The following is a 19,105-nucleotide window of genomic DNA, read 5'->3' as shown; positions in this document are numbered from 1 at the left end:
GGCGTGCCGGGCCGTGGATCAGCAGGGCGGCCCGATGGGCCCGGTCAGGGCACCAGCTTCGCCGTCAGGGTCGGTTCCAGGACGAGCATTTTCGAGAAGGCGCACCGGGCTCGGGCCTGTTCGGCCAGGTACTGGAAGACCTCCTGGGACATGCCCGGTGCCTTGGCCTCGACATCAAGATGTATCGCTGTGATCGCGGGGCGGCCGCGGTCGTCGTCGCCCATCGTCACCTCCGCGGTTGTGCTTATCGAGGCGACCTGCGAGCCCTCTTTGCCGGAGATGTTGGACAGCGCCTGGTTGTAGCAGGCGGCGTGCGCCGCCGCCAGTAGCTCTTCCGGGCATGCCCCGTCGGCCCCTTCGAACCGACTCGCGAAGGTGTACGGCACAGCGTTGAGTGTGTCGCTTGCGGTGGAGATCGTTCCGGAACCGCCGTGGAGTGTTCCATGCCAGTCCGACCGGCCGCTCACGATCGGCATCTCGTCATCCCTTCGCCTGGTGGGGCCGCCAGTGAGCCGAGCCGGTGGCGAACCTGCCGGCTGAGCGGTGCGGCTCTCGGCCAGCGTACGGTTGCTCGCGGCGGCGCCCGGTGGAAAGCGCGTCCGCGCTCCGGCTCGTACCGGCCACGTACGTGCGTCAGGGTGTTCCTCAGCCAATTCCCGGTATGGCGGCGCGGTGCCACGGTAGTTTTCTCGCGCGAGCGATCCGCCCGTGGCGCTTGGATCGACCCGCCTGCGGTGGCCTCGTGCTCCAGCCGCGGAGCGTCGGCAGAGTTTTAGGGCGAGATCCGGGGAGACACCGTGGCCTTCGAGGCGCTCACCGTACGCGATGAGGGTGCCGTGCTGTTCGCGGAGATCATGGCCCCACCCATGAATCTGCTCGGCCCTCCACTGGTTCGCGACCTGGTGTCGTTCATCCAACAGGCGGAGGCCGACGACAAGGTTCAGGTGCTCGTGTTCGCCAGCGCCGATCCCGACTACTTCATCCCGCACGTCGACGTCACCAAGATCAAGGAGTATCGGGACGAAGCGGCGAAGCTGGTCGGGGAGCCCTCGCTCGGGCTGATGTTCCGCCATCTCAGCGCCAGCCGGCTGGTCAGCATCGCCCAGATCGAAGGTCGCGTACGCGCTGCGGGCAGCGAGTTCGTGCTGGCCTGCGACATGCGCTTCGCCGCGCTGGAGTCGGCGGTCTTCGGTCAATTCGAGGCGTCGGTGGGAGCACCTCCCGGCGGAGGCGGAATGCAGCACCTGGCCCGTCTCCTGGGTCGTGGGCGGGCGCTTGAGGTCATGCTGAGCGCCGAGGACTACGACGCCGCGCTGGCCGAACGATACGGCTGGATCAACCGAGCGCTGCCCGCCGCCGAGCTGCGCGAATTCGTCAAGACGCTCGCCCACCGTATCGCCGCCTTCCCGCCGGCGGGCCGCGCCGCGGTCAAGGACCGGGTCAATGCGATCACGCTCGCGCCCGTCGATGAATTCCGCCGCGACTCCGATCTGTTCGGCGAAGGGATGCGAACACCCGAGGCGCAGCGCCAGGTCCAAGCCGCGGCGAAGGCAGGGTTCCAGACCCGGGACGCGGAGTTGGACTTGGCCCGCCTGCTGGGTCGGCTGGGCGGCTGATGCCGGGGCGGTGTTCCAGGGCAGGCCTGGGCAGATCGGCCTGGCTAACGGCCGGCGAACAGATAATCGACAAACGTGGGCGCCAGGTCGTCGTTGAGCGTCTCGGGCTGGAACACCACCCGGTGGACGATGGGCGTGAGGACGTGGTCGATCACGTCGTTGACGGCTAGCGTGCCGCCCGCCCGCTCGACCATCATGGTCACCTCGGCTTGGCGATTGCGCAGGGCAGTCCGAGTCGCGGCCACCCGCTGTAGCGATGCCGCCGCGCAGCAGGGCCGCGGCGCCCGGGTTGCGGAAGCACTCGATGAGTTCGTGCGCCCAGCGGGTCAGATCCTCGCGCAGGTCGCCGGGATCTGCGGCGTGCACACCGCTCGCAGGAGTCGAACGACCGGCGGCTCAGTATTCGTCGGTCAGCGCGTCCTACGCGGCGAGGCTGGCCTGTTGCACGACTGAACATATGCCGACATGCGGAACCAATCTGTGACTCATCATGCCAATACGACAGGCCGGCTGCCGGCGTTGTCGAGCCTCAGGACCTCAGTGATAGAACGGTCTCAAGACGTGAGTGACACTTCCGGCTAGCCGGGTGGTGACGGCGGTTCGGGTGGGCGTGCGCGGGCGCGCGCCGCGTCGGCAACGGCGATCCCGGTGAGGACTGCGATAGCGGCGATGGCAGTCACTAGCGGCGGCACGAGGAGCATCGGCGGTGCCAGGGCGGCCAGCGCGAGGACGCCGATCCACCGATCTCGGGACACACGGGCGAAGGTGGCGTATTCGAAGCCGGCACGACCGACCAGAAACAGCGCGGGTCCGCCGAGGATGACGGCGACCCAGGCTGGTTGGGTGTGTTCGGTTGGATGAGCGATGACGAGTTTGTCGCCGACGGCGGTGGCGACGATCCCGGCCAGCATGATCAGATGAGCGCCCGCCGCCGTTTGGGCAACGCGGTCCGGATTGCGGGCCGCTTCGATGGTGGCGGGCAACAGCTCCCCGGCCCGATGGATGTAGATCCGCCAGAACAGGGCCGTGCCGACGAACGACACCACGAACGCCGCCGTCCGATCGGCCGCGAAGCCGGTGCCACCGAGGGTCATCGTGGTGACCAGGATCAGCTCGCCGAGCGCGATGATGAAAACTTGCTGGTACCGCTCACCCAGGTGCTCAGCCACAATCGGAAACTGCGATATGGGCGAGCGACGCCGCCCCGGGGTCGAGTAGCGGAGGGCGGCGCCCGTGTAGTCCATGGCAACCGCCAGCGTCCACAGGACCGCGCGCCCCGTATCGGGCACGAGTGCGCCCGCGATCCACGGCACCGCCGAGACACCGAACCAGGACAGCACCTGGATGCTTCTGCCCTGCAACTCGTGACCACGCAAGGCGAGGACCAGGAAGAGTTGGCGGCCGACATGGATAGCGACGTACAGGCCAGCGAAGACCAAACCTCGCTCGCCGAACGCGTCAGGCAGCGCGACCACCATCACCAGGCTGCCGAGCATGGTCGCGGTGACCACCAGCTGAACTGCCGGCTGTTGCGGGGCGTACAGGTCGGTGACCCACACGGTGATGCTCCATATCCACCACATGGCCAACAGCAGCACCAGCGTCCGGAAGGCGCCGCTCCACCCGAGATCCTGGATCAGCCCTTGCGACAGCTCGGCGAGCGCGACGACGAACACCAGGTCGAAGAACAGCTCCAGGAAGTTCGCCCGCCGCGGATCCTCCGGCATCCGCAGGAACCTGACACTGCTCGTCATCATCCCGCCCGTTCTGCCGGCTTTATCCCAGGCCGCGACTGGCTGGACAAGATCTGGCCCCTGGTCACACATGCGGTACGGGCATGTTGGCACGAGGAGGTGTACCAGCTAGACGAGCGGTTCCGCGCTGCGACAGTCGATGACGGCGGCGCGGCCGTTGGCAGGTACCACCGGACCGGACCGGACGGTGGTTGGTGGTGGCAACGGCGGCCGCGGCTCTTGGTTGGCCACCGGACTGACGCTCTAGCGGATATCACTGGCCAGCCCGGTCGCTGATGCAAGATTTGGCCGGCGCCCGAACTGTCAGCTTGGGAATTGGACAAGATCAGGCCCCGGCGACCGCCGCGATCGCGGACGGCACTAGGCGGTAGTAGGCCCAGACGCCGCGCTTCTCGCGCTCGAGCAGGCCGGCCTCGGTGAGGATCCGAAGGTGATGACTCACGGTCGGCTGGGAGAGACCAAGCGGCGCGGTGAGGTCACTCACGGAGGCCTCGCCCTCCGGAGCGGACTGGATCAGACTGAGCAGTCGTAGCCGGGCCGGGTCGGCGAATGCCTTCAGCACTCCGGCGAGCCGCTCGGCATCGGCACGCTTGATCGGCTCGCCAGCAAGAGGCGAGGTAACAGGCGTAGCAGTTTTCGCAGCTCCCACGTCTTGCATCGTTTCACCAACACCATCAATAGGCCGGTGGAACCAGGACCGGGTCACCGTCCGTTCGCGGGTAGGGAGCAGTGTTAACTCGTCCCGGCCGTGTCCGCGCCGGGACGGGCCAGTGCCTGCGTCGGCCAGCGTGTCGGGATCTTGGGCCACTCGGCATGATGATCGGCGGACGGCCGGAGGTGCGAGCAGGCCCGGATCGTGTGACCTGGTGGTCGTCGGAGGTGGCCAGGCGGGCTTGGCGGCGCGCTACTACCTACGCTTCGGTTCCGGGCCCGACGGGCGGGCCGGCCAGTTCGTCGCGCATCGCGTGGAGGAGGCGGCGGTATTCGCCCTCCGTGCCGATCGCTGCCCGACGATCGGGGTGCGTCACGTAGTGCCGGATAGCGTCCGCGATGAACCAGGCGTGGACATTGTCGATGCGAAGCAGTCGCCGGCTCAGCACCAGGCCGCGGCGACGCACCAACTCGGGGCGGCCATAAGTAAGAGTCAGAGTGCCTGCCCGTACCGCAGGCCGATACGGATGACCAGGTGCTATTGCTTCCCACGGCACGCTCACCGATCCGGTCGGCTCCCGCCACCGTAGGCCCTCAGGGCGCAAGTGGACACCCAGTCCACGCCAGGCCCCAGTCAGGAGCAGGCCAGCCCCAGCCATCCAGAGGACGGCGAGAGCGGCCTTCTCGAGCAGATTGTCGTGCGACTTGGCCGAGACGACCAGCGAGCCAACGTGCCCTGAGGCCGCAAACGTAAACAGAAGGGCGGTAGCAACTACCGGGAAGCTAGGCGGCGTGCTGAAGGAGGACTCTTCCGGCCGCACGATGAAGACCGCCGGTCGCTGCGCCAGAGAAGTGACGATCAGCAGCACCAGCGAAATCACGACGGCTGCCAGGAGCCCGAAGAACGACAAATCACTTAGGGCTCCATCGCCCGGCGATGCGAACCATTGCCCTACCGGGTAGCCAGCAGACAGGGCCAGGGCAACCGCGAGGACTACCCGGTGGTGCCGGGTCACGGCGGCGAGGGATGCAGACACGCCGGCCAGAGTACGAGTGCCTCACTACAAAGTCTCCAGCCCCAATCGGCCAAGGTGTGCGCGGCGCCGACCGGCTCGGACGGCAGCATCAGAAGGGCGGTGCCGCTGCCTCGGCGGTGTCGCCGCGTGCGCGGCGGGTGTCGGCGACGCCCACCGTGGCCAGCACGACCAGGGCGCCCGCGGCGGCCAGCAGTGCGGGAACGTGGGGCAGGACCGGGGTCAGGGCGAGCAGGACCAGGATGGCGATCCAGCGGGACGGGGAAACCCGGGCGAAGACTTCGTATTCGAGGCGGGCCCGTCCGGCGAGGAACAGGACGGGTCCACCGATCACCACCGCGACCCAGGCGGGTCCGGGGTGCCCGCCGGGGTGCTCGATGACCAGTTCGTAGCCGATCGCCGTGGCGGTCAGACCGATCACCATGACGGCGTGGGTGTCGGCGGCGGAGCGGCCGATGGTTGCCGGGTGTCGGGCCTTGGCGACGGCCTCGCCGAGGATCTGCCCGGCCCGCTGGACGTAGATGCGCCACATGGCGATCGTGGTTGCCAGGGCCAGCGCGAAGGCGGTGGTGCGGCCGGGTCCGTGCGGGTCCATGCTGTAGGCGAAGCCGGCGACCAGGATCGTCTCGCCGAGAGCGACGAGGAAGAACTGTTGGTAGCGTTCGGCCAGGTGTTCGCCGGCGATGTCCCACTTCGACGTGGTGGAGCGGCCCAGCCCGGGCACCGGCCAGCCGGTCCGTACCGCCGCGTACTCGACGGCGAGCGCGCCGGCCCAGCAGATCACTCGTGGGGTGGTCGGCAGCAATGCCCCAACGATCCAGAGCACGCCGGTGGCGGTGAAGGTGATGGCCATGCGCAGTTTCAGCCGACGGTACGGATGCCGGCCGAGGGCGACGAGCAGGATCAGCGGCCGGGACAGCTGGCCGACCACATAGGCGATGGCGAACATCAAACCGGTCTGGCTGAACGCCCGCGGGATCGCCACGCCCATCACCATGCTGGCCACCAGCGCGGTGATCACTATCGCCTGCAGCCAGATGTGGTGCGGGTCGTAGCGGCTGGTGGTCCACGCCGTGCCCTGCCACACGCCCCAGAGTGCGAGCAGCAGCAGAAGTGTCTTCCCGCCGCCGGTGACGGCCATCCAGGCATGGCTGCCGCCGGGTTCCAGCGCGAGGTCCTCGAACGCACGCGCGGAGATGCGGGTCAGCGCGAACACGAAGACCAGGTCGAAGAACAACTCCAGGAACGTCGCGCCGCCGTATTCGCCGGCCATGGGCTCCAAGCGTCTTGTCGCCTTCGCCGCCACGATCAGCGCGTCGTTCCGTCGATGCAGCTCACAGAGCAGTCCTAGCACCATCGGCGGGCGTTCACGGGGTAAATGTGTGCCACCAGGTAGGAGTGCTTTCGTGCGTTACGAGCTGTATGCACGTTTCAACCGGTTAGGGTAATAGCGCGGTAGGTGAGGTGAGTTGGGGAGGGCTTGGGTGGACTCGTACCCCGCGGTGGAGGCCCACGGCCTGATTGGTGATCTTCAGACCGCGGCGCTGGTGGCGATGGACGGGACGCTGGACTGGTTCTGCGCCCCTCGGTTCGACTCGCCGAGCCTGTTCGGCGGGCTGCTTGATCGGCGCAAGGGCGGGCATTTCCAGGTGTCGCCGGATGGCGTCGAGTACGTGAGCAAGCAGTTGTACCTGCCCGGCACGGCGATCCTGATCACCCGCTTTCTCAGCGCGGACGGCGTGGGTGAGCTGGTGGATTTCATGCCGGTCGCGGGGGATCAGCCCACTGACCGCCACCGCCTGGTGCGGATGCTGCGGGTGGTCCGGGGCACGATGCGGTTCCGGGTCGACTGCCAACCCCGCTTCAACTACGGGCGGGATCCGCACGAGCTCGACGATTACCCCGAGGGGCACGTGTTCCGCAGCTCTGCGCTCTCCCTCACCACGAACATGGTTCGATACCCCGAAACCCGGCCGGGCGAGCAGGGAGTCCGGCGTGAGGAGGGGGGCTGGTGGGCGATCGCCACGCTGCGCGAGGGCGAGTCCGGGGGTGTCGTTCTGGAGACAGGAGTGTCGCCTGACCGGCCGCGCTTCTACACACCGGGCGAGGTGCAGGAGCTGCTGGAGCAGACCCGCGACTTCTGGCGGCGCTGGCTGGCCCGCTCCCGTTACACCGGCCGCTGGCGGGAAATGGTCGAGCGCTCCGCGATCACGCTCAAACTCATGACGTACGCGCCGACCGGCGCGCTGATCGCCGCCCCCACCGCCGGGCTGCCCGAGCAGATCGGCGGGGAACGCAACTGGGACTACCGCTACACCTGGATCCGCGACGCGACAATCTCGCTACACGCCCTGCTCGCCCTGGGCTTCACCGACGAAACGTGGCAGTACATGCACTGGGTCGACGACCGGGTCCGGGAGGCCAGGGTACGGGAGGTGCCGCTGCAGATCATGTACCGCGTCGACGGGTCACCCGATCTCAGCGAGGAGATGCTCGACCACCTCGAGGGATACCGGGGATCAGCACCCGTGCGGGTGGGCAACGGCGCCGCGAACCAGCTGCAACTCGACATTTACGGCGACCTACTCAACGGCCTCCACGAGGCCGACAGCCATGGTCTGCAGCTCTCTCGCCAATTGTGGCTGGACACCGTGCGACTGGTGGACTGGCTCTGCGAGCACTGGGACCAGCCCGAAGACGGGATCTGGGAAACCCGCGGTGGCCGCCGGGACTTCACCTACGGGCGCCTGATGTCCTGGGTAGCCCTGGACCGGGCGGTTCGCCTCGCGCAGGGACGCGGACGGCCGGCCGACACCGACCGGTGGGTGCGTGACCGGAACCAGATCTATGAACAGATCATGACGCGTGGCTTCCACCCCGGCCGCGGTGCCTTCGTGCAGCACTACGCGACCGACGTCCTGGACGCGTCGCTGCTCACCATGCCCTCGGTCGGATTCATCGCGCCGACCGACCCCATGTGGCAGTCAACGTTGCGAGCCATGGACGCCGAACTGGTCTCCGACAGCCTCGTCTACCGGTACGACCCGAAGGCCTCGCCCGACGGCCTGCCCGGCCAGGAGAGCACCTTCACCATGTGCACCTTCTGGTACGTCCGGGCTCTCGCGCAGTCCGGACGGCTCGAAGACGCCACGCTGACCCTAGAAAAAATGCTCACCTACAGCAGCCCCCTCGGCCTCTACTCAGAGGAAATCGCCCCCACCGGCGAGCAGACCGGCAACTTCCCGCAGGCGTTCAGCCACCTCTCTCTGATTGGCACCGCCGTGGACCTCGACCGCCTACTCGACGCCGCCCCCTGAGCCCGACGTAGCGATATCCGGGCGGAGACCGCAGCCAGCTCAGGCACCGACACCAACTTCGACACAGGCCCCGAGCGGTCCTGGTTGCAACTCGCAACCGCTTCAGACGGAGGAGTCCGGCCAATGGCCTTTACCTACTCGACCCTGAGGACGGAACTCAGCAGCGGCGTGCTGTGGGCCACGATCGACAACCCCGGCGTCTGAGCGAGGCGCGCCCCGTGACCATCGCACTTCTCGAAGGTCGTGCCCGGGGAGCGGGCGGCGAGTTCCTCTACGCCTGCGACATGCGCTTTGCATCGCTGGAGCGCGCCGTTATCGGACAGCCCGAGGTGGGAACAGGGGTCTTCCCCGGTGCCGGAGCGGTCCAGCACATCGTGCGGCTCGCAGGGCTGGGGCAGGCGATGCAGGTCATCCTGGCTGGCGAGGACGTCGACGCGCGAGAGGCGGAGCGGATCGGTCTGGTCAACCGGGCGCTCCCGGACGACGAGCTCATCGCGTATGTGAAGGCTCTCGCTGAGCGCATCGGCAGTTTCCCAGAGGCTGCGGTCCGCCTCGCCAAGCGCCGCATCAACGCCGCAGCACTGCCGGCGAAGGAGGACGTGCAGGTCGACTCGGGGTTCTTCCAGATCCTCGCCCGCGATGGCTCGAGCACGTCGCGCCTGGCGGCGCTCATGGAGCGAGGACTGCAGCAGCGCTCCCGCACGGAACTCGAGTTCGGCGCCGCGCTGGGCGAGCTCTGATCGCCATGAGTCCTTCCCCAGAGCCAACCAAGGGTCGGCCAGCTCCTCGATCAACTCCGCCAGGTGCTGACGGGAGATGCCCGGGAACACAGGCTGCCAGACAGCCGGTCGGGCCCAGCCAGGCGAGGGAACCACAACGTGCTCGCGCGTATCTCCCGACAATGCCGCCATCAATGCGCGCAGGAGTCGTCGCCATAACTGCCGGCGGCCCAGAGGGCTTATCGCGGGGCGTCAGCGCAGTGCAACCTCGCCCGCGTGGACGGCACGCATGGCGCGCTCGACGGTCTCCTGGTTTTCGCCGACCGGAGCCACGTAGCCGATGACCTCGCGTGCAGCGTCCTGCCCGAGCATTCGGGTGATCACCCACGTCGCGAGATACTGGGACGCCAGGCAGCCGCCCGCCGTAGCGATGTTCCCCTCGGCGTGGAACGGCGCGTCCAGCACGGTGACGTCGCAGGCTTCGACAAAGGGCCGGCTCGTCATGTCCGTGCAGGCGGGCATGCCATCGAGCAGCCCGAGCCGGGCGAGCACCAGGGCGCCGGAGCACTGCGCACCGATCAGCTGTCGCGACGGGTCGAGCAGCAGTCTGGAGATCAGCTGGTCGTCGGCGACCACCTCGCGTGCCTTCACCCCGCTACCGATCAGCACGACGTCGGCTTCGGTCACGAACTCCATCGGGCGCTGCCCGGTCACCTCGACGCCGTTCATCGACGTGACCACCGGCGTCGGCGTCGTGATGAAGGCCTCCAAGCCGTCCTTGCGGCACCGGTTGATCAGCGCGGAAGCGATGAAGCTGTCGAGCTCGTTGAACCCGTCGAAGGTCACCACGGCTACCTGCATCACAACTCCCTCACGTACGGCATCAGATGCCAGTCTGCCTGGCGCACCGGTTCAGGTCGGGAGCCAATCAGCGGCTGGTGGCATGCCTACCGCGCTCTGCGTTTCGAGTTCCGAGCCTGGGTGCCGTACGTACCGTCCAGCCGTTCGGTGAAGCATCACGGTGACGGTTGCGCGAACGGAACGCCTGGTGACTGTGTGGCTGCTGCGACGGGAGATCCGGGAGCTTGATCAATCTCAAGTTGGTGGTGACCAACATGGCCCACGGCTCGCTGCTACGAGGCTACCGAGCCCAGCGGTCCGCAGGGATTAGAACAGGCACTCACCGAGAGCGCAATCGTGCTCGCCCTCGTTAGACTTCGGGGCATGCCTGAACAGCCTCCACGCCCGAACGATCAGCCGCGCTGGCTGACTCCGGCGGAGCTGGAGACATGGCAGCAATTCGCCCTGATGTTGCACAAACTGCCCATTGCCCTGGAAGCGCAGCTGCAGCAGGACGCGGACCTTAGTTACGTCGAGTACTACGTCCTCGCTGGACTGGCCGACCAGCCGGGACACCGCATGCGCATGAGCGACCTGGCCGTCCTCGCCAACGCCGAGCTGTCCCGTCTCTCCCACATGATCAGCAGGCTGGAGCGCCGGGGTTTCGTCCGCCGCGAACCAGACCCCACCAATGGCCGCTACACCCACGCGATCCTGACCGAAGCCGGCTACGCCCGTCTCGTCGAGGCCGCCCCGGGGCACGTGGCCCGGGTACGCGACCTGGTCGTCGACGTTCTCGACCCCGCCGAGCTGGACAGCCTGCGCACCGCTGCCGAGAAGATCAGCGAGAGGATCGACCGCTGGGAGCAGCAGAACTGCCGCCGCACGGACACCGCCCCTCAGCTGCCACAGCGCAACGCCACGCCACGATGAGCTTCGATGGGAGCGAGGCCGGGCATCCGGGGTCCCGCATGCCATCGCCGCCGTGTCGCGACCCTGGCGTGGCATCTGCGGAAGCGGTCGCCTCGCAGGGACACTGACGCCGCGGCGCCTTTGGTCCCCGGCACCGACGGTCCGGAACGGAGCTTCGTCCCTGACAATGTCGCCGGTGAAGCTACCCGCATCAGCAAACAGACTGAGGGCCTGCTCACCCAGACCCATCCGTTGCTGGCACGGGCTCTGCGCCCACGCGTCCAGCATCCGGCAGGGCTGCTGATGCTCCAGCAGTTCAGCAGCCCTGCCAGGTGACCGCTTTGCGCCAGGCGCTGTTCGAGCGGCTATCTGCTCCGAGCAGCAGAGCCTCGGCGAGATCATGGAGATCGTCGCCGAGGGTCTTCAGCCGAACGAACTGCGGACCTGCCCTGACTCCGCTGAGCCACTCACTCAGGGAGCCGTGGGTGCGCGGCGTCCCGCCACGCTCCCACGACAGGTTTCGTCAGGGGGACCTGGTGCCTCAGTGGGTGACCACCGGCACCGCCACCTCGTCCTCGGCGCCCTCGCGGCCCGTACGGCCGACGTTGACCAGGGACAGGACGATCAGCGTGGCGAGCACCAGCATGCCGATGGCGAACCAGATGGCGGTGGTGTAGCCGTGCACCACGCCCTGCAGCTGGACCAGTCGCTGCTGCGGCCTCGTCGCGGGGCTGGCGATGTGGTCCTGGACGTACGAGGTCGTCACGGAGGCGGCGATCGTGTTCAGCAGGGCCGTGCCGATCGCGCCGCCCACCTGCTGCGAGGTGTTGATCATCGCGGAGGCGACACCGGCGTCCCGGGGCTCGACGCCCAGAGTGGCCAGGGACATGGCGGGCATGAACGTCATACCCATGCCGAGACCGAGCAGCGCCAGGGCCGGCAGGACGGTCGAGGCGTAGGACGAGCCGATCTCCAGCTGCGTCAGCAGGAACATGCCGGCCGCGGCTACCAGGAAGCCGGAGCCCATCAGGAACTGGGCCGGAAGGCGGGTCATCAGACGCGGCCCGATCTGCGTCGAGCCGACCGTCATGCCCGCCACCATCGGCAGGAAGCAGAACCCGCTCTTGACCGGCGAGTAGCCCTTCACGACCTGCAGGTAGTAGGTCAGGAACAGGAAAGTGCCGAAGATCGCGATAACCGCGATGCCGAGGGAGAGGTAGACGCCGCCGCGGTTGCGGTCGGTGACCACGCGCAGGGGCAGCAGCGGTGCCTTGACCCTGGCTTCGGTGACGACGAAGGCGAGTAGCAGGACCAGCGCCCCGCCGAACAGGGAGATGGTTGTGGTGTCGCCCCAGCCGTGGGACTCGGCGCGAGTGAAGCCGTAGACCAGCGAGACCAGGCCCAGGGTGGACAGGACGACGCCGGGGATGTCGAGCGGGGAGCGGTTGCGGCTACCCTCGGGCTCGCGGACGACGACGTAGGCGCCGGCCGCCGCGACGATCGCGAACGGGATGTTGACGAAGAACGTCCAGCGCCAGTCCAGGTACTCGGTGAGCACACCACCGAGGATGAAGCCGACGGCGCTGCCGCCGCCGGCGATCGCGCCGTAGATGCCGAACGCCCTGGCGCGCTCTTTGGCGTCCGTGAACATCACGGCGAGCAGCGAGAGCGCGGCGGGGGCGAGCAGGGCGCCGAAGACGCCCTGGAGGGCGCGGGCGCCGAACATCGTCGTGCCGGTGGTCGCCGCGCCGCCGAGCGCGGAGGCGGCGGCGAAACCGATCAGGCCTATGACGAAGGCGCGCTTGCGGCCCCACAGGTCGGCCATCCGGCCGCCGAACAGGAGCAGGCCGCCGAAGGCCAGGGCGTAGGCCGTGACGACCCACTGCCGGTCGCCGTCGGAGATGCCCAGGTCCTGCTGGGCGGAGGGCAGGGCGATGTTCACGATGGTGGCGTCGAGGACGACGATCAGCTGGGCGAGCGCGATGAAGACGAGTGCTTTCCACCGCTCGGCGTGCGCGTCGCCCGGAGCCTTGAAGGCTGTTCGAGACATAGAGGTATCCACTTCGGAACTTCGTGAGGAATGGGCTGGCTGAGGGTGACTGAGGACGTGCTTCGAAGGCTCGCCGCATCCGCGAAGGCCTCCTCCGCGGAGAAGGTGACATCTTTCCGGCGATACCCGCTCGCGTCGTCAGCACGCTAGGCGGCGCTCCGCCCCGGACCCCCACCCCGTACCTGGTCAGGGCGTGAGGTCGATGATGCGCACCGGCTGGTCTCGCTGACGGGCTGCCGCGTGGACAGGCATCCGCTGGGCCGACCGTCCTCGATCGGGGAGTTGGCGAAGGCTGCTACCTGGACGGGCCGACTCGGTGGGCGAGTTGTCAGCGGTAGCGATAGCCGGGGGAACTGTGCTCAGGCGGGCCAGTCCTGAAGCACCCACCGTACGTGCACATACGCTTCCGCTTCTCTGGGCTCAGACCTTCCGCAGATAGTGGGCTCGGTGCGGTCCCGGAACCTGAACCTGTCCGTTCCGTTCCGGGACACGCCCGCTCCGCCTGTCGCCGTGCCGTCGCCGTACAAGCCCGCACGGTGGCGATCCGACCTGCGTGGTGGCTCAGCGGCGACCGGCATCGCGGTTCCGCTGACCGGTGGTCAGGGCTTCCGGCGGCTGAAAGCTGAGATCAACACAGCGGCGACCGCGATGTGCATCAGCGCCAGGATCGTCTTGGCTGCCCCGGTTGCCTCGAAGCTGAACAGGGGCAGGAAAGATACCAACAACACCAACACGGCAAGGACGGTCCACACGACCGGTGCGCTGCGGGTGAACCGGTCCAGCAGCGCCCGCGCACCCCAGCCGAGCAGGCTGACGGCGAGCGTGAACGTGACGGTGAGCGGCAGGCCAACCACTGAGGGGGCCTGGCCGTTACGGGGATCGACACGCAGCTCGATACCCAGAATCTGGGCGGCCGTCCAGAGCAGCGCGGCGGCCAGGACGGCACCGCCGACCGTGAGAGCGCCGACGCGCAGCCGCGTGGTTGTCGGGGAGACGGAGGTGCTGGTCATCAGGGACTCCTTCATGGAACAAAGATGATCTTGCCGCGGGTGCGGTCGGACTCGGCGTCGCGGTGCACGGCGGCCAGGTCGGTGAGCGGACGGGACGCGGTGATGTCGACCCGGACGGTGCCGGCGTCGACGAGCGCGATCAGTGCGGCGAGGTGGCTGGTGTCGTTGCGGGCCGCGAAGTGCACCGCGTTGACCGGGGAGCCGGTGGGCACCTCGACCGCGATGGTGACGGACACGACGACGCCATCTGCCCGAGGATGAACGGTCCCGTCGCCTGCCTTTTGGTGGGCGAAGGCGTCAGACCCGGACCGTCTTGAGGGCGCGGGCCCAGGATTCCAGTTGGTCGAACAGGGTGGTCGCGGCGGCGTCGTGCTGCTCTCCCGGCTTGAAGGCGGAGAAGTTCTCGAAGTCCGTGAACAGCGAGAAGGACAGCTGCTGACGTACGTGGGCCAGCTGCAGTTCGCTGGCCACGCCCCGCAGGTGCTCGATGGCGCGAGTGCCGCCGAGAGAACCGTAGGAGACGAAGGCGGCGGCCTTGTTGTTCCACTCGCCGTACAGGTAGTCGATCGCGTTCTTGAGTACGGCGGAGGTGGAGTGGTTGTACTCGGGGGTCACGAAGATGTACCCGTCGAACTCGGCGATCTTGGTCGCCCATGCCTTGGTGTGCTCACCCTGGTACTGACCCATGGCCGGCGGAATGGCCTCGTCAAGGTGGGGCAGCGGGTAGTCGGCGAGGTCGACCAGCTCGTACTCGACGCCGGTGCGGGTGCCGGACCGGTCCACCACCCAGTCCGCGACCGCCTTGCCGTTGCGGCCGGGCCGGGTGCTGCCGAGGATGACGGCGATCTTCAGGTCGCTCATGCGGTTCTCTCCTTGATGGGCCGGCCGGTGCGAGGCCGAGCCGGCGGATGCGCGGCGGGCGCGGATGGTGGCGCTGAGCCACAGGTGCCGGCCTGCCATTACCCTTCACTTGAACGTTCAAGTCCTACCCTACCGCATCACTTGAACGTTCAAGTGTGAGCTGCGACTCGTGAGCGTTTGAGACGTTGCTTGTGCGAAGTGCCCAACACGGCGGGATTCGGGCAGGCTGAAGGGATGCACGTGGGCTCACGCGACTGCAACCGGGTCCGACGCCGGCCGATGTTCGACCGGATCGTCCCCGACGGCGTCCAGTGGCGCGACGGCACGGCACAGCACGTCGACGTCATCCTCTGGTGCACCGGCTTCCGGCCGGCGCTCGACCACCTGGCCCCGCTGCGGCTGCGCGGGCCCCGCGGCGGCATCGTCGCGGACGGCACCCGGGTGGTCGCAGATCCCCGGGTCCACCTGGTCGGCTACGGGCCGTCTGCGAGCACGGTCGGCGCGAACCGGGCCGGGCGGGCAGCGGTCCGCGAGCTGCGCGCGCTTCTGGCGGCGCCCGCCCCTGCCTGACCGGGTGGCGACGGTGGGTCCGTCTGTGGCGAGGGTCGGCGTCCGCCGAGGCGCCGCAGGGTCGCCCCGGCACGACCTGCTCGGCCGATCAGCGCCGTCCCTCGGCGCAGCACGACCGGTTCGACCGCACCAGAGCCCACCGCCACATCAGGGCCTGCGGGTACCCACCGGGCGGACTCCAGGGATGCAGCCTCAGGCCCACGCAGAGGGAGGCTGGCGCGCGTCAACTGCCTGCATGGCGTTAGTCGAGTTGACCGCCATGATCCCGTGGACGCGCGACGCCGCCGAGCGCGGCGGTCGACCCACGTCTGAGTCGCATGACATAGCATTTCATCAATGCGCCGGCCTAGCAGTTAACTTTGTTAAATGTGAACGCGCAGTAGTCTGTCAGCACTTGGTTCACCGCGTGAAGCAGGCTGCCGGGGGCGGCCGGGAGAGGATGGCGGCGGACGTGGACGCCAAACGCACCACCGTGCGCGACATGCGTCGTGCCAACCGGTCGGTCCTGCTCACCCGGATCTGGCTGGACGGCCCGCTGAGCCGGCACGAGCTGGGGCAGTCCACCGCGCTGAGCCTGGCCAGCGTGAGCAACCTGGTCGGCGAGATGATCGCCGAGGGCCTGGTCGAGGAGGCCGGCTTGGTCGAGTCCGACGGCGGGCGCCCGCGGGTGCTGCTGCGGGTCGCCCCCGGCTACGGCTACCTGGTCGGCGCCGACGTCGGCGAGACCCGGGTGCAGGTCGAACTCTTCGACCTGGCGATGACCGCCCTCGCCAAGGCGGAGTACCCGATCGCCGCCGCCGAGCCCGACCCCCGGCAGGTCACCGACCACCTGCTGCACGGTCTCACCGCGGTGATCGAGCAGGCCGGCATCGACCCGGCGGCGGTGCTCGGCTTCGGCGTCGCCGTCTCCGGCACCGTCGAGCGCGCCGCCGACGCCGTGGTGCACGCGCAGACCCTCGGCTGGGACGGCGTGCCACTCGGCGCCATGCTGCGCGCCGGCACCGACATCCCGGTGCACATTGACAACGGCGCGAAGACCCTCGGCCAGGCCGAGATGTGGTTCGGCGCCGGCCGCGGCGTCCAGCACGCGGTCGTTGCCCTGGTCGGCTCCGGCGTCGGGGCCTGCGTGGTGGCCGACGGCGTGGGCTACCGCGGCGCGCACAGCAGCGCCGGCGAGTGGGGGCACACCACCATCGTGTACGGGGGCCGCCGCTGCCGCTGCGGCAACCTCGGCTGCCTCGAGGCGTACGTCGGGGCGGAAGGGGTGCTTGACCGGTTCCGCCAGGCCAACCGTGGTCGCCCGGCGACCGGCGGCGACGAGGAGACCGCCTTCGGCGAGCTGCTGCGCGCCACCAGCCGCACCGCCGCCAAGGTGCTCGACGAGACGGTCGGCTACCTCGGCGCCGGGGTGGCGAACCTGGTGAACCTGTTCAACCCCGACCGGGTGGTGCTGGGCGGCTGGGCCGGCCTGGCCCTGGGCGAGCGCTACCTGCCGCAGATCCGCGAGGTCACCGCGCGGCACGCGCTGCGCCAGCCGTACGCCCAGACCTCGATCGAGCTGTGCCGGCTCGGACCGGACGCGGTCGCGATGGGCGCGGCCACCCTGCCGATGGCCCGGCTGCTGCGCCACGGCGGCGTGCCGCGCGAACCCGTCGCCCGGGTGGTCCCGGCGCAGGCGGCGCGGCGGCCCCGGACGCGGACCCGCTGAGCCACCGGGCCGGCGGCGGAGCGCCGCCGGCCCGGCCCCGGCTCAGGACGGGAGGTTCCACTTCTGGTTGGCCCCGCCGGTGCAGCTCCAGATCTGCGTCTTGGTGCCGTCGGCGGAGGTGTTGCCGGTGACGTCCAGGCACTTGTTCGCCTGCGGGTTCACCAGGTCCCGCGCGGCCGTCCAGGTCCACCGCTGGGCGGCGCTGCCGTTGCAGGTCCACAACTGCACCTTCGTGCCGTCGGCGGTGCCGCCCCCGGCCACGTCGAGGCACTTGCCCAGCGAGCGGAGGGTGCCGTCGGCGGCCCGGGTCCACTGCTGGTTCGCGCCGCCGGTGCAGCTCCAGATCTGCGCCGGCGTGCCGTCGGCGCTGGTGTTGTCGGTGACGTCGAGGCACTTGCCGCCGATGCCGGTGATCGGGCCGGTCGGCGTGCCGCCCCCGCCCGACTGGCTGCCGGACCAGGTGAACGTGGCGGTGGTGCGGGCCGGCAGGGTGTAGGTGAAGGACTGCCCGCCCCAGACCACCTTCACCGACTGGGCGGAGCTGCCGCCGTTGTGCGCCAGCAGCGCCTTGGTCCCGTCCGGGTTGCGGTACGCGACGTTCTGCACGGTGCCGTTGGCGGTGGAGTCGATCCGCACCGCCCCCGGCCGGACGAACTTGGTCAGGTGCCCGGTGGTGTAGTACTCGATCGTGTAGTCGACCTGGCCGGCGCGGGCGCCGCCCTCCTGCACGGTGATGAGGCCGGTGCAGGTGCCGCAGCCGCCGTTGTGCGGGCCCATGAACTGGTTGACCGCGAGGCTCCACTTCACCACGCTCCGGCTCCAGTTCCGGGCGTAGTTCACGATGTCGGCCATGTCCTCGTTGTGCTGGTTGGCGATCCAGGTGCCGCCGGAGTGCTCGGTGCTGAACTGCGGCACCGCCGGGTACTGGCTGTGCACCTGGCTGCCGACCGCCGGGTCACCCCAGTAGCCGTGCCAGGCGATGCCGCCGAAGAGCGGGTCGGTGCGGACCGCGCCGTCGGCGAGCAACCCGGAGCCGATGGTGCCGTAGTCGCCGTAGTTCCAGTCGTGCACGAGCACCTTGGTGGTGATGCCGGCGGCGCGGAACGCCGGGTAGACGAAGTTCTTGGTCAGCTCGACCAGGCCGGAGGAGTTCCAGCTCATCCCCGGGTAGTCCATCGCGGTGGGGTTGCCGGCCTGGCAGCAGTTCGGCTCGTTCTGCACCGAGAGGTAGTCGACCTTCACGCCCCGGGCCGCGTACGCCTGGATGGTCTTGACGAAGTACTGGGCGTAGGTGGCGTAGTACTCCCACTTGAGCCAGCCCATCTGGTCCATCCGGCCGTTGTCCTTCATCCAGCCGGGCGCGCTCCACGGCACCACCATCACCCGCAGCGCCGGATTGAGCTGCCGGGCCTGGGCGGTGAGCAGCTCGACATTCGTGTCGTAGCCGTTGGCCCCGAAGTCGTTCAGGTCGCAGCAGGTGTCGTCGAGCGAGACGTTGCCGGGCCGGGACAGGTCGGAGGCACCGATCGGGTTGCGCACGTAGGACAGGCCGATGCCGTCGGTGGGGCTGAACAGTTTGCGCATCACCTCGTCCCGGGTGGCCGCGCTCACCGGCCCGCCGCGTAGCAGGTACGCGGTGGTGTCGGTGATGGACGCCCCGGCGCCCTCGAACGGCTGGTACCGGGTGTTCTCGTCGACGGTGACGGTGTGCGCGGCGGCGGGGCTGCTGGCGGCGAAACTCAGCGGGCTCTGCTGCTGCAGGCCCCGGGTGACGGTCCGCCCGCCGGAGTCGGAGGTGGTGGTCAGCCAGACGTTGACGGTCTCGCCGGCGGCCTGCGCGGCCGGCGGCGGGGTGAGGGCGAGGGTGCTGGCCGCGAGGCAGAGCGCCAGGACGGCGCGGCCGGCGACCCGGGGAACGGTGGTGGGGGACACGGATGCTCCTTCCGGATAAATCGACATCCGTGAATGAGAAAACCCCTCGCACCTGCTTATGTCAAGACATGAAAAAGGTGGCCGGCGAGGCGCCCGGGCGCGGCGAGGCAGCCGCCCGGGAGGATCCCGCG

Annotated in this window: 18 protein-coding genes; 6 read left to right on the top strand and 12 right to left on the bottom strand. The window is 68.9% G+C overall.

All coding sequences use genetic code 11. The annotated features are described in order from the left end of the window. Window positions 1-44 precede the first annotated feature (44 nt). Window positions 45-476, bottom strand: coding sequence for an OsmC family peroxiredoxin (locus FHX75_RS06025; RefSeq protein ID WP_154937039.1), 432 nt, complete (start codon window positions 474-476; stop codon window positions 45-47). A 321-nt stretch (window positions 477-797) separates the two neighbouring features. On the opposite strand from FHX75_RS06025, the gene FHX75_RS06020 reads away from it, so the two are divergent. Next, on the top strand, window positions 798-1,616 hold the full coding sequence (locus tag FHX75_RS06020; RefSeq protein ID WP_154937038.1) for an enoyl-CoA hydratase/isomerase family protein: 819 nt from the start codon (window positions 798-800) through the stop codon (window positions 1,614-1,616). 44 nt (window positions 1,617-1,660) lie between these two features. On the opposite strand, the gene FHX75_RS30585 is transcribed toward FHX75_RS06020, so the two are convergent. The 5 genes from FHX75_RS30585 to FHX75_RS06000 all read right to left on the bottom strand — a co-directional run bounded on the left by FHX75_RS30585 (window position 1,661) and on the right by FHX75_RS06000 (window position 6,328). Then, a complete protein-coding gene (locus FHX75_RS30585) occupies window positions 1,661-1,819 on the bottom strand; it encodes a hypothetical protein (protein WP_170285292.1) in 159 nt (52 codons plus the stop codon). Between the two features lie 375 nt (window positions 1,820-2,194). Beyond that, window positions 2,195-3,343 carry a low temperature requirement protein A gene (locus FHX75_RS06015; RefSeq protein ID WP_246157710.1) on the bottom strand — a complete coding sequence of 383 codons (1,149 nt, stop codon included), beginning with the start codon at window positions 3,341-3,343 and terminating at the stop codon, window positions 2,195-2,197. Window positions 3,344-3,695: 352 nt separating this feature from the next. Beyond that, window positions 3,696-4,028 (bottom strand): ArsR/SmtB family transcription factor, encoded by a 333-nt coding sequence (locus FHX75_RS06010; protein ID WP_154937037.1) that lies wholly within the window; start codon window positions 4,026-4,028, stop codon window positions 3,696-3,698. 253 nt (window positions 4,029-4,281) lie between these two features. Continuing rightward, a complete protein-coding gene (locus FHX75_RS06005) occupies window positions 4,282-5,058 on the bottom strand; it encodes a hypothetical protein (RefSeq protein ID WP_154937036.1) in 777 nt (258 codons plus the stop codon). An 88-nt stretch (window positions 5,059-5,146) separates the two neighbouring features. Further along, the gene (locus FHX75_RS06000) at window positions 5,147-6,328 is read right to left on the bottom strand and encodes a low temperature requirement protein A (protein WP_154937035.1); all 1,182 of its coding nucleotides are present in this window, start codon (window positions 6,326-6,328) and stop codon (window positions 5,147-5,149) included. A gap of 211 nt (window positions 6,329-6,539) precedes the next feature. On the opposite strand from FHX75_RS06000, the gene FHX75_RS05995 reads away from it, so the two are divergent. Next, window positions 6,540-8,372 (top strand): glycoside hydrolase family 15 protein, encoded by a 1,833-nt coding sequence (locus FHX75_RS05995; protein ID WP_154937034.1) that lies wholly within the window; start codon window positions 6,540-6,542, stop codon window positions 8,370-8,372. A gap of 173 nt (window positions 8,373-8,545) precedes the next feature. Continuing rightward, entirely contained in the window at window positions 8,546-9,112 is a 567-nt protein-coding gene (locus tag FHX75_RS05990) for an enoyl-CoA hydratase/isomerase family protein (protein ID WP_281290797.1), read from the top strand. A 231-nt stretch (window positions 9,113-9,343) separates the two neighbouring features. On the opposite strand, the gene FHX75_RS05985 is transcribed toward FHX75_RS05990, so the two are convergent. Beyond that, window positions 9,344-9,952, bottom strand: a complete 609-nt coding sequence (locus FHX75_RS05985; protein WP_154937032.1) for a DJ-1/PfpI family protein — start codon at window positions 9,950-9,952, stop codon at window positions 9,344-9,346. A 363-nt stretch (window positions 9,953-10,315) separates the two neighbouring features. Between FHX75_RS05985 and FHX75_RS05980 the strand changes: the two genes are divergently transcribed. Then, entirely contained in the window at window positions 10,316-10,864 is a 549-nt protein-coding gene (locus FHX75_RS05980; protein WP_154937031.1) for a MarR family winged helix-turn-helix transcriptional regulator, read from the top strand. Between the two features lie 520 nt (window positions 10,865-11,384). Here FHX75_RS05980 and FHX75_RS05970 read toward each other — a convergent pair. The 4 genes from FHX75_RS05970 to FHX75_RS05950 all read right to left on the bottom strand — a co-directional run bounded on the left by FHX75_RS05970 (window position 11,385) and on the right by FHX75_RS05950 (window position 14,764). Further along, window positions 11,385-12,893, bottom strand: coding sequence for an MFS transporter (locus FHX75_RS05970; protein WP_154937030.1), 1,509 nt, complete (start codon window positions 12,891-12,893; stop codon window positions 11,385-11,387). A gap of 599 nt (window positions 12,894-13,492) precedes the next feature. Beyond that, entirely contained in the window at window positions 13,493-13,903 is a 411-nt protein-coding gene (locus FHX75_RS05960) for a DUF6069 family protein (RefSeq protein ID WP_154937029.1), read from the bottom strand. Window positions 13,904-13,914: 11 nt separating this feature from the next. Then, the gene (locus tag FHX75_RS05955; RefSeq protein WP_154937028.1) at window positions 13,915-14,139 is read right to left on the bottom strand and encodes a zinc-binding dehydrogenase; all 225 of its coding nucleotides are present in this window, start codon (window positions 14,137-14,139) and stop codon (window positions 13,915-13,917) included. 61 nt (window positions 14,140-14,200) lie between these two features. Further along, window positions 14,201-14,764, bottom strand: a complete 564-nt coding sequence (locus FHX75_RS05950; protein ID WP_154937027.1) for an NADPH-dependent FMN reductase — start codon at window positions 14,762-14,764, stop codon at window positions 14,201-14,203. Window positions 14,765-14,998: 234 nt separating this feature from the next. Here FHX75_RS05950 and FHX75_RS05945 point away from each other — a divergent pair, with 234 nt between their 5' ends. Together FHX75_RS05945 and FHX75_RS05940 are read left to right on the top strand one after the other, a co-directional pair. Beyond that, window positions 14,999-15,334: a hypothetical protein gene (locus FHX75_RS05945; RefSeq protein ID WP_211364343.1), complete on the top strand. Its 336-nt coding sequence runs from the start codon at window positions 14,999-15,001 to the stop codon at window positions 15,332-15,334. Between the two features lie 451 nt (window positions 15,335-15,785). Next, a complete protein-coding gene (locus tag FHX75_RS05940) occupies window positions 15,786-17,042 on the top strand; it encodes an ROK family transcriptional regulator (protein ID WP_154937026.1) in 1,257 nt (418 codons plus the stop codon). Between the two features lie 42 nt (window positions 17,043-17,084). Here the strand turns inward: FHX75_RS05940 and FHX75_RS05935 are convergent, their stop codons facing one another. After that, the gene (locus FHX75_RS05935; RefSeq protein ID WP_246157708.1) at window positions 17,085-18,974 is read right to left on the bottom strand and encodes a ricin-type beta-trefoil lectin domain protein; all 1,890 of its coding nucleotides are present in this window, start codon (window positions 18,972-18,974) and stop codon (window positions 17,085-17,087) included. Window positions 18,975-19,105 lie beyond the last annotated feature (131 nt).

The organism is Micromonospora palomenae (assembly GCF_007829925.1).
Lineage (GTDB): Bacteria > Actinomycetota > Actinomycetes > Mycobacteriales > Micromonosporaceae > Micromonospora > Micromonospora purpureochromogenes.
The sequence above is the reverse complement of the archived record's forward strand: the minus strand, read 5'-3'. Positions and strand labels throughout refer to the sequence as shown.

Bases quoted from the DNA above. Each gene is read 5' to 3' on its own strand.
- FHX75_RS05960 (WP_154937029.1), bottom strand. From the start codon at position 13,903: ATGACCAGCACCTCCGTCTCCCCGACAACCACGCGGCTGCGCGTCGGC.
- FHX75_RS06015 (WP_246157710.1), bottom strand. From the start codon at position 3,343: ATGCCGGAGGATCCGCGGCGGGCGAACTTCCTGGAGCTGTTCTTCGAC.
- FHX75_RS05980 (WP_154937031.1), top strand. From the start codon at position 10,316: ATGCCTGAACAGCCTCCACGCCCGAACGATCAGCCGCGCTGGCTGACT.
- FHX75_RS05950 (WP_154937027.1), bottom strand. From the start codon at position 14,764: ATGAGCGACCTGAAGATCGCCGTCATCCTCGGCAGCACCCGGCCCGGC.
- FHX75_RS06025 (WP_154937039.1), bottom strand. From the start codon at position 476: ATGCCGATCGTGAGCGGCCGGTCGGACTGGCATGGAACACTCCACGGC.
- FHX75_RS05970 (WP_154937030.1), bottom strand. From the start codon at position 12,893: ATGTCTCGAACAGCCTTCAAGGCTCCGGGCGACGCGCACGCCGAGCGG.
- FHX75_RS06000 (WP_154937035.1), bottom strand. From the start codon at position 6,328: ATGGCCGGCGAATACGGCGGCGCGACGTTCCTGGAGTTGTTCTTCGAC.
- FHX75_RS05985 (WP_154937032.1), bottom strand. From the start codon at position 9,952: ATGCAGGTAGCCGTGGTGACCTTCGACGGGTTCAACGAGCTCGACAGC.
- FHX75_RS05945 (WP_211364343.1), top strand. From the start codon at position 14,999: ATGCACGTGGGCTCACGCGACTGCAACCGGGTCCGACGCCGGCCGATG.
- FHX75_RS06010 (WP_154937037.1), bottom strand. From the start codon at position 4,028: ATGCAAGACGTGGGAGCTGCGAAAACTGCTACGCCTGTTACCTCGCCT.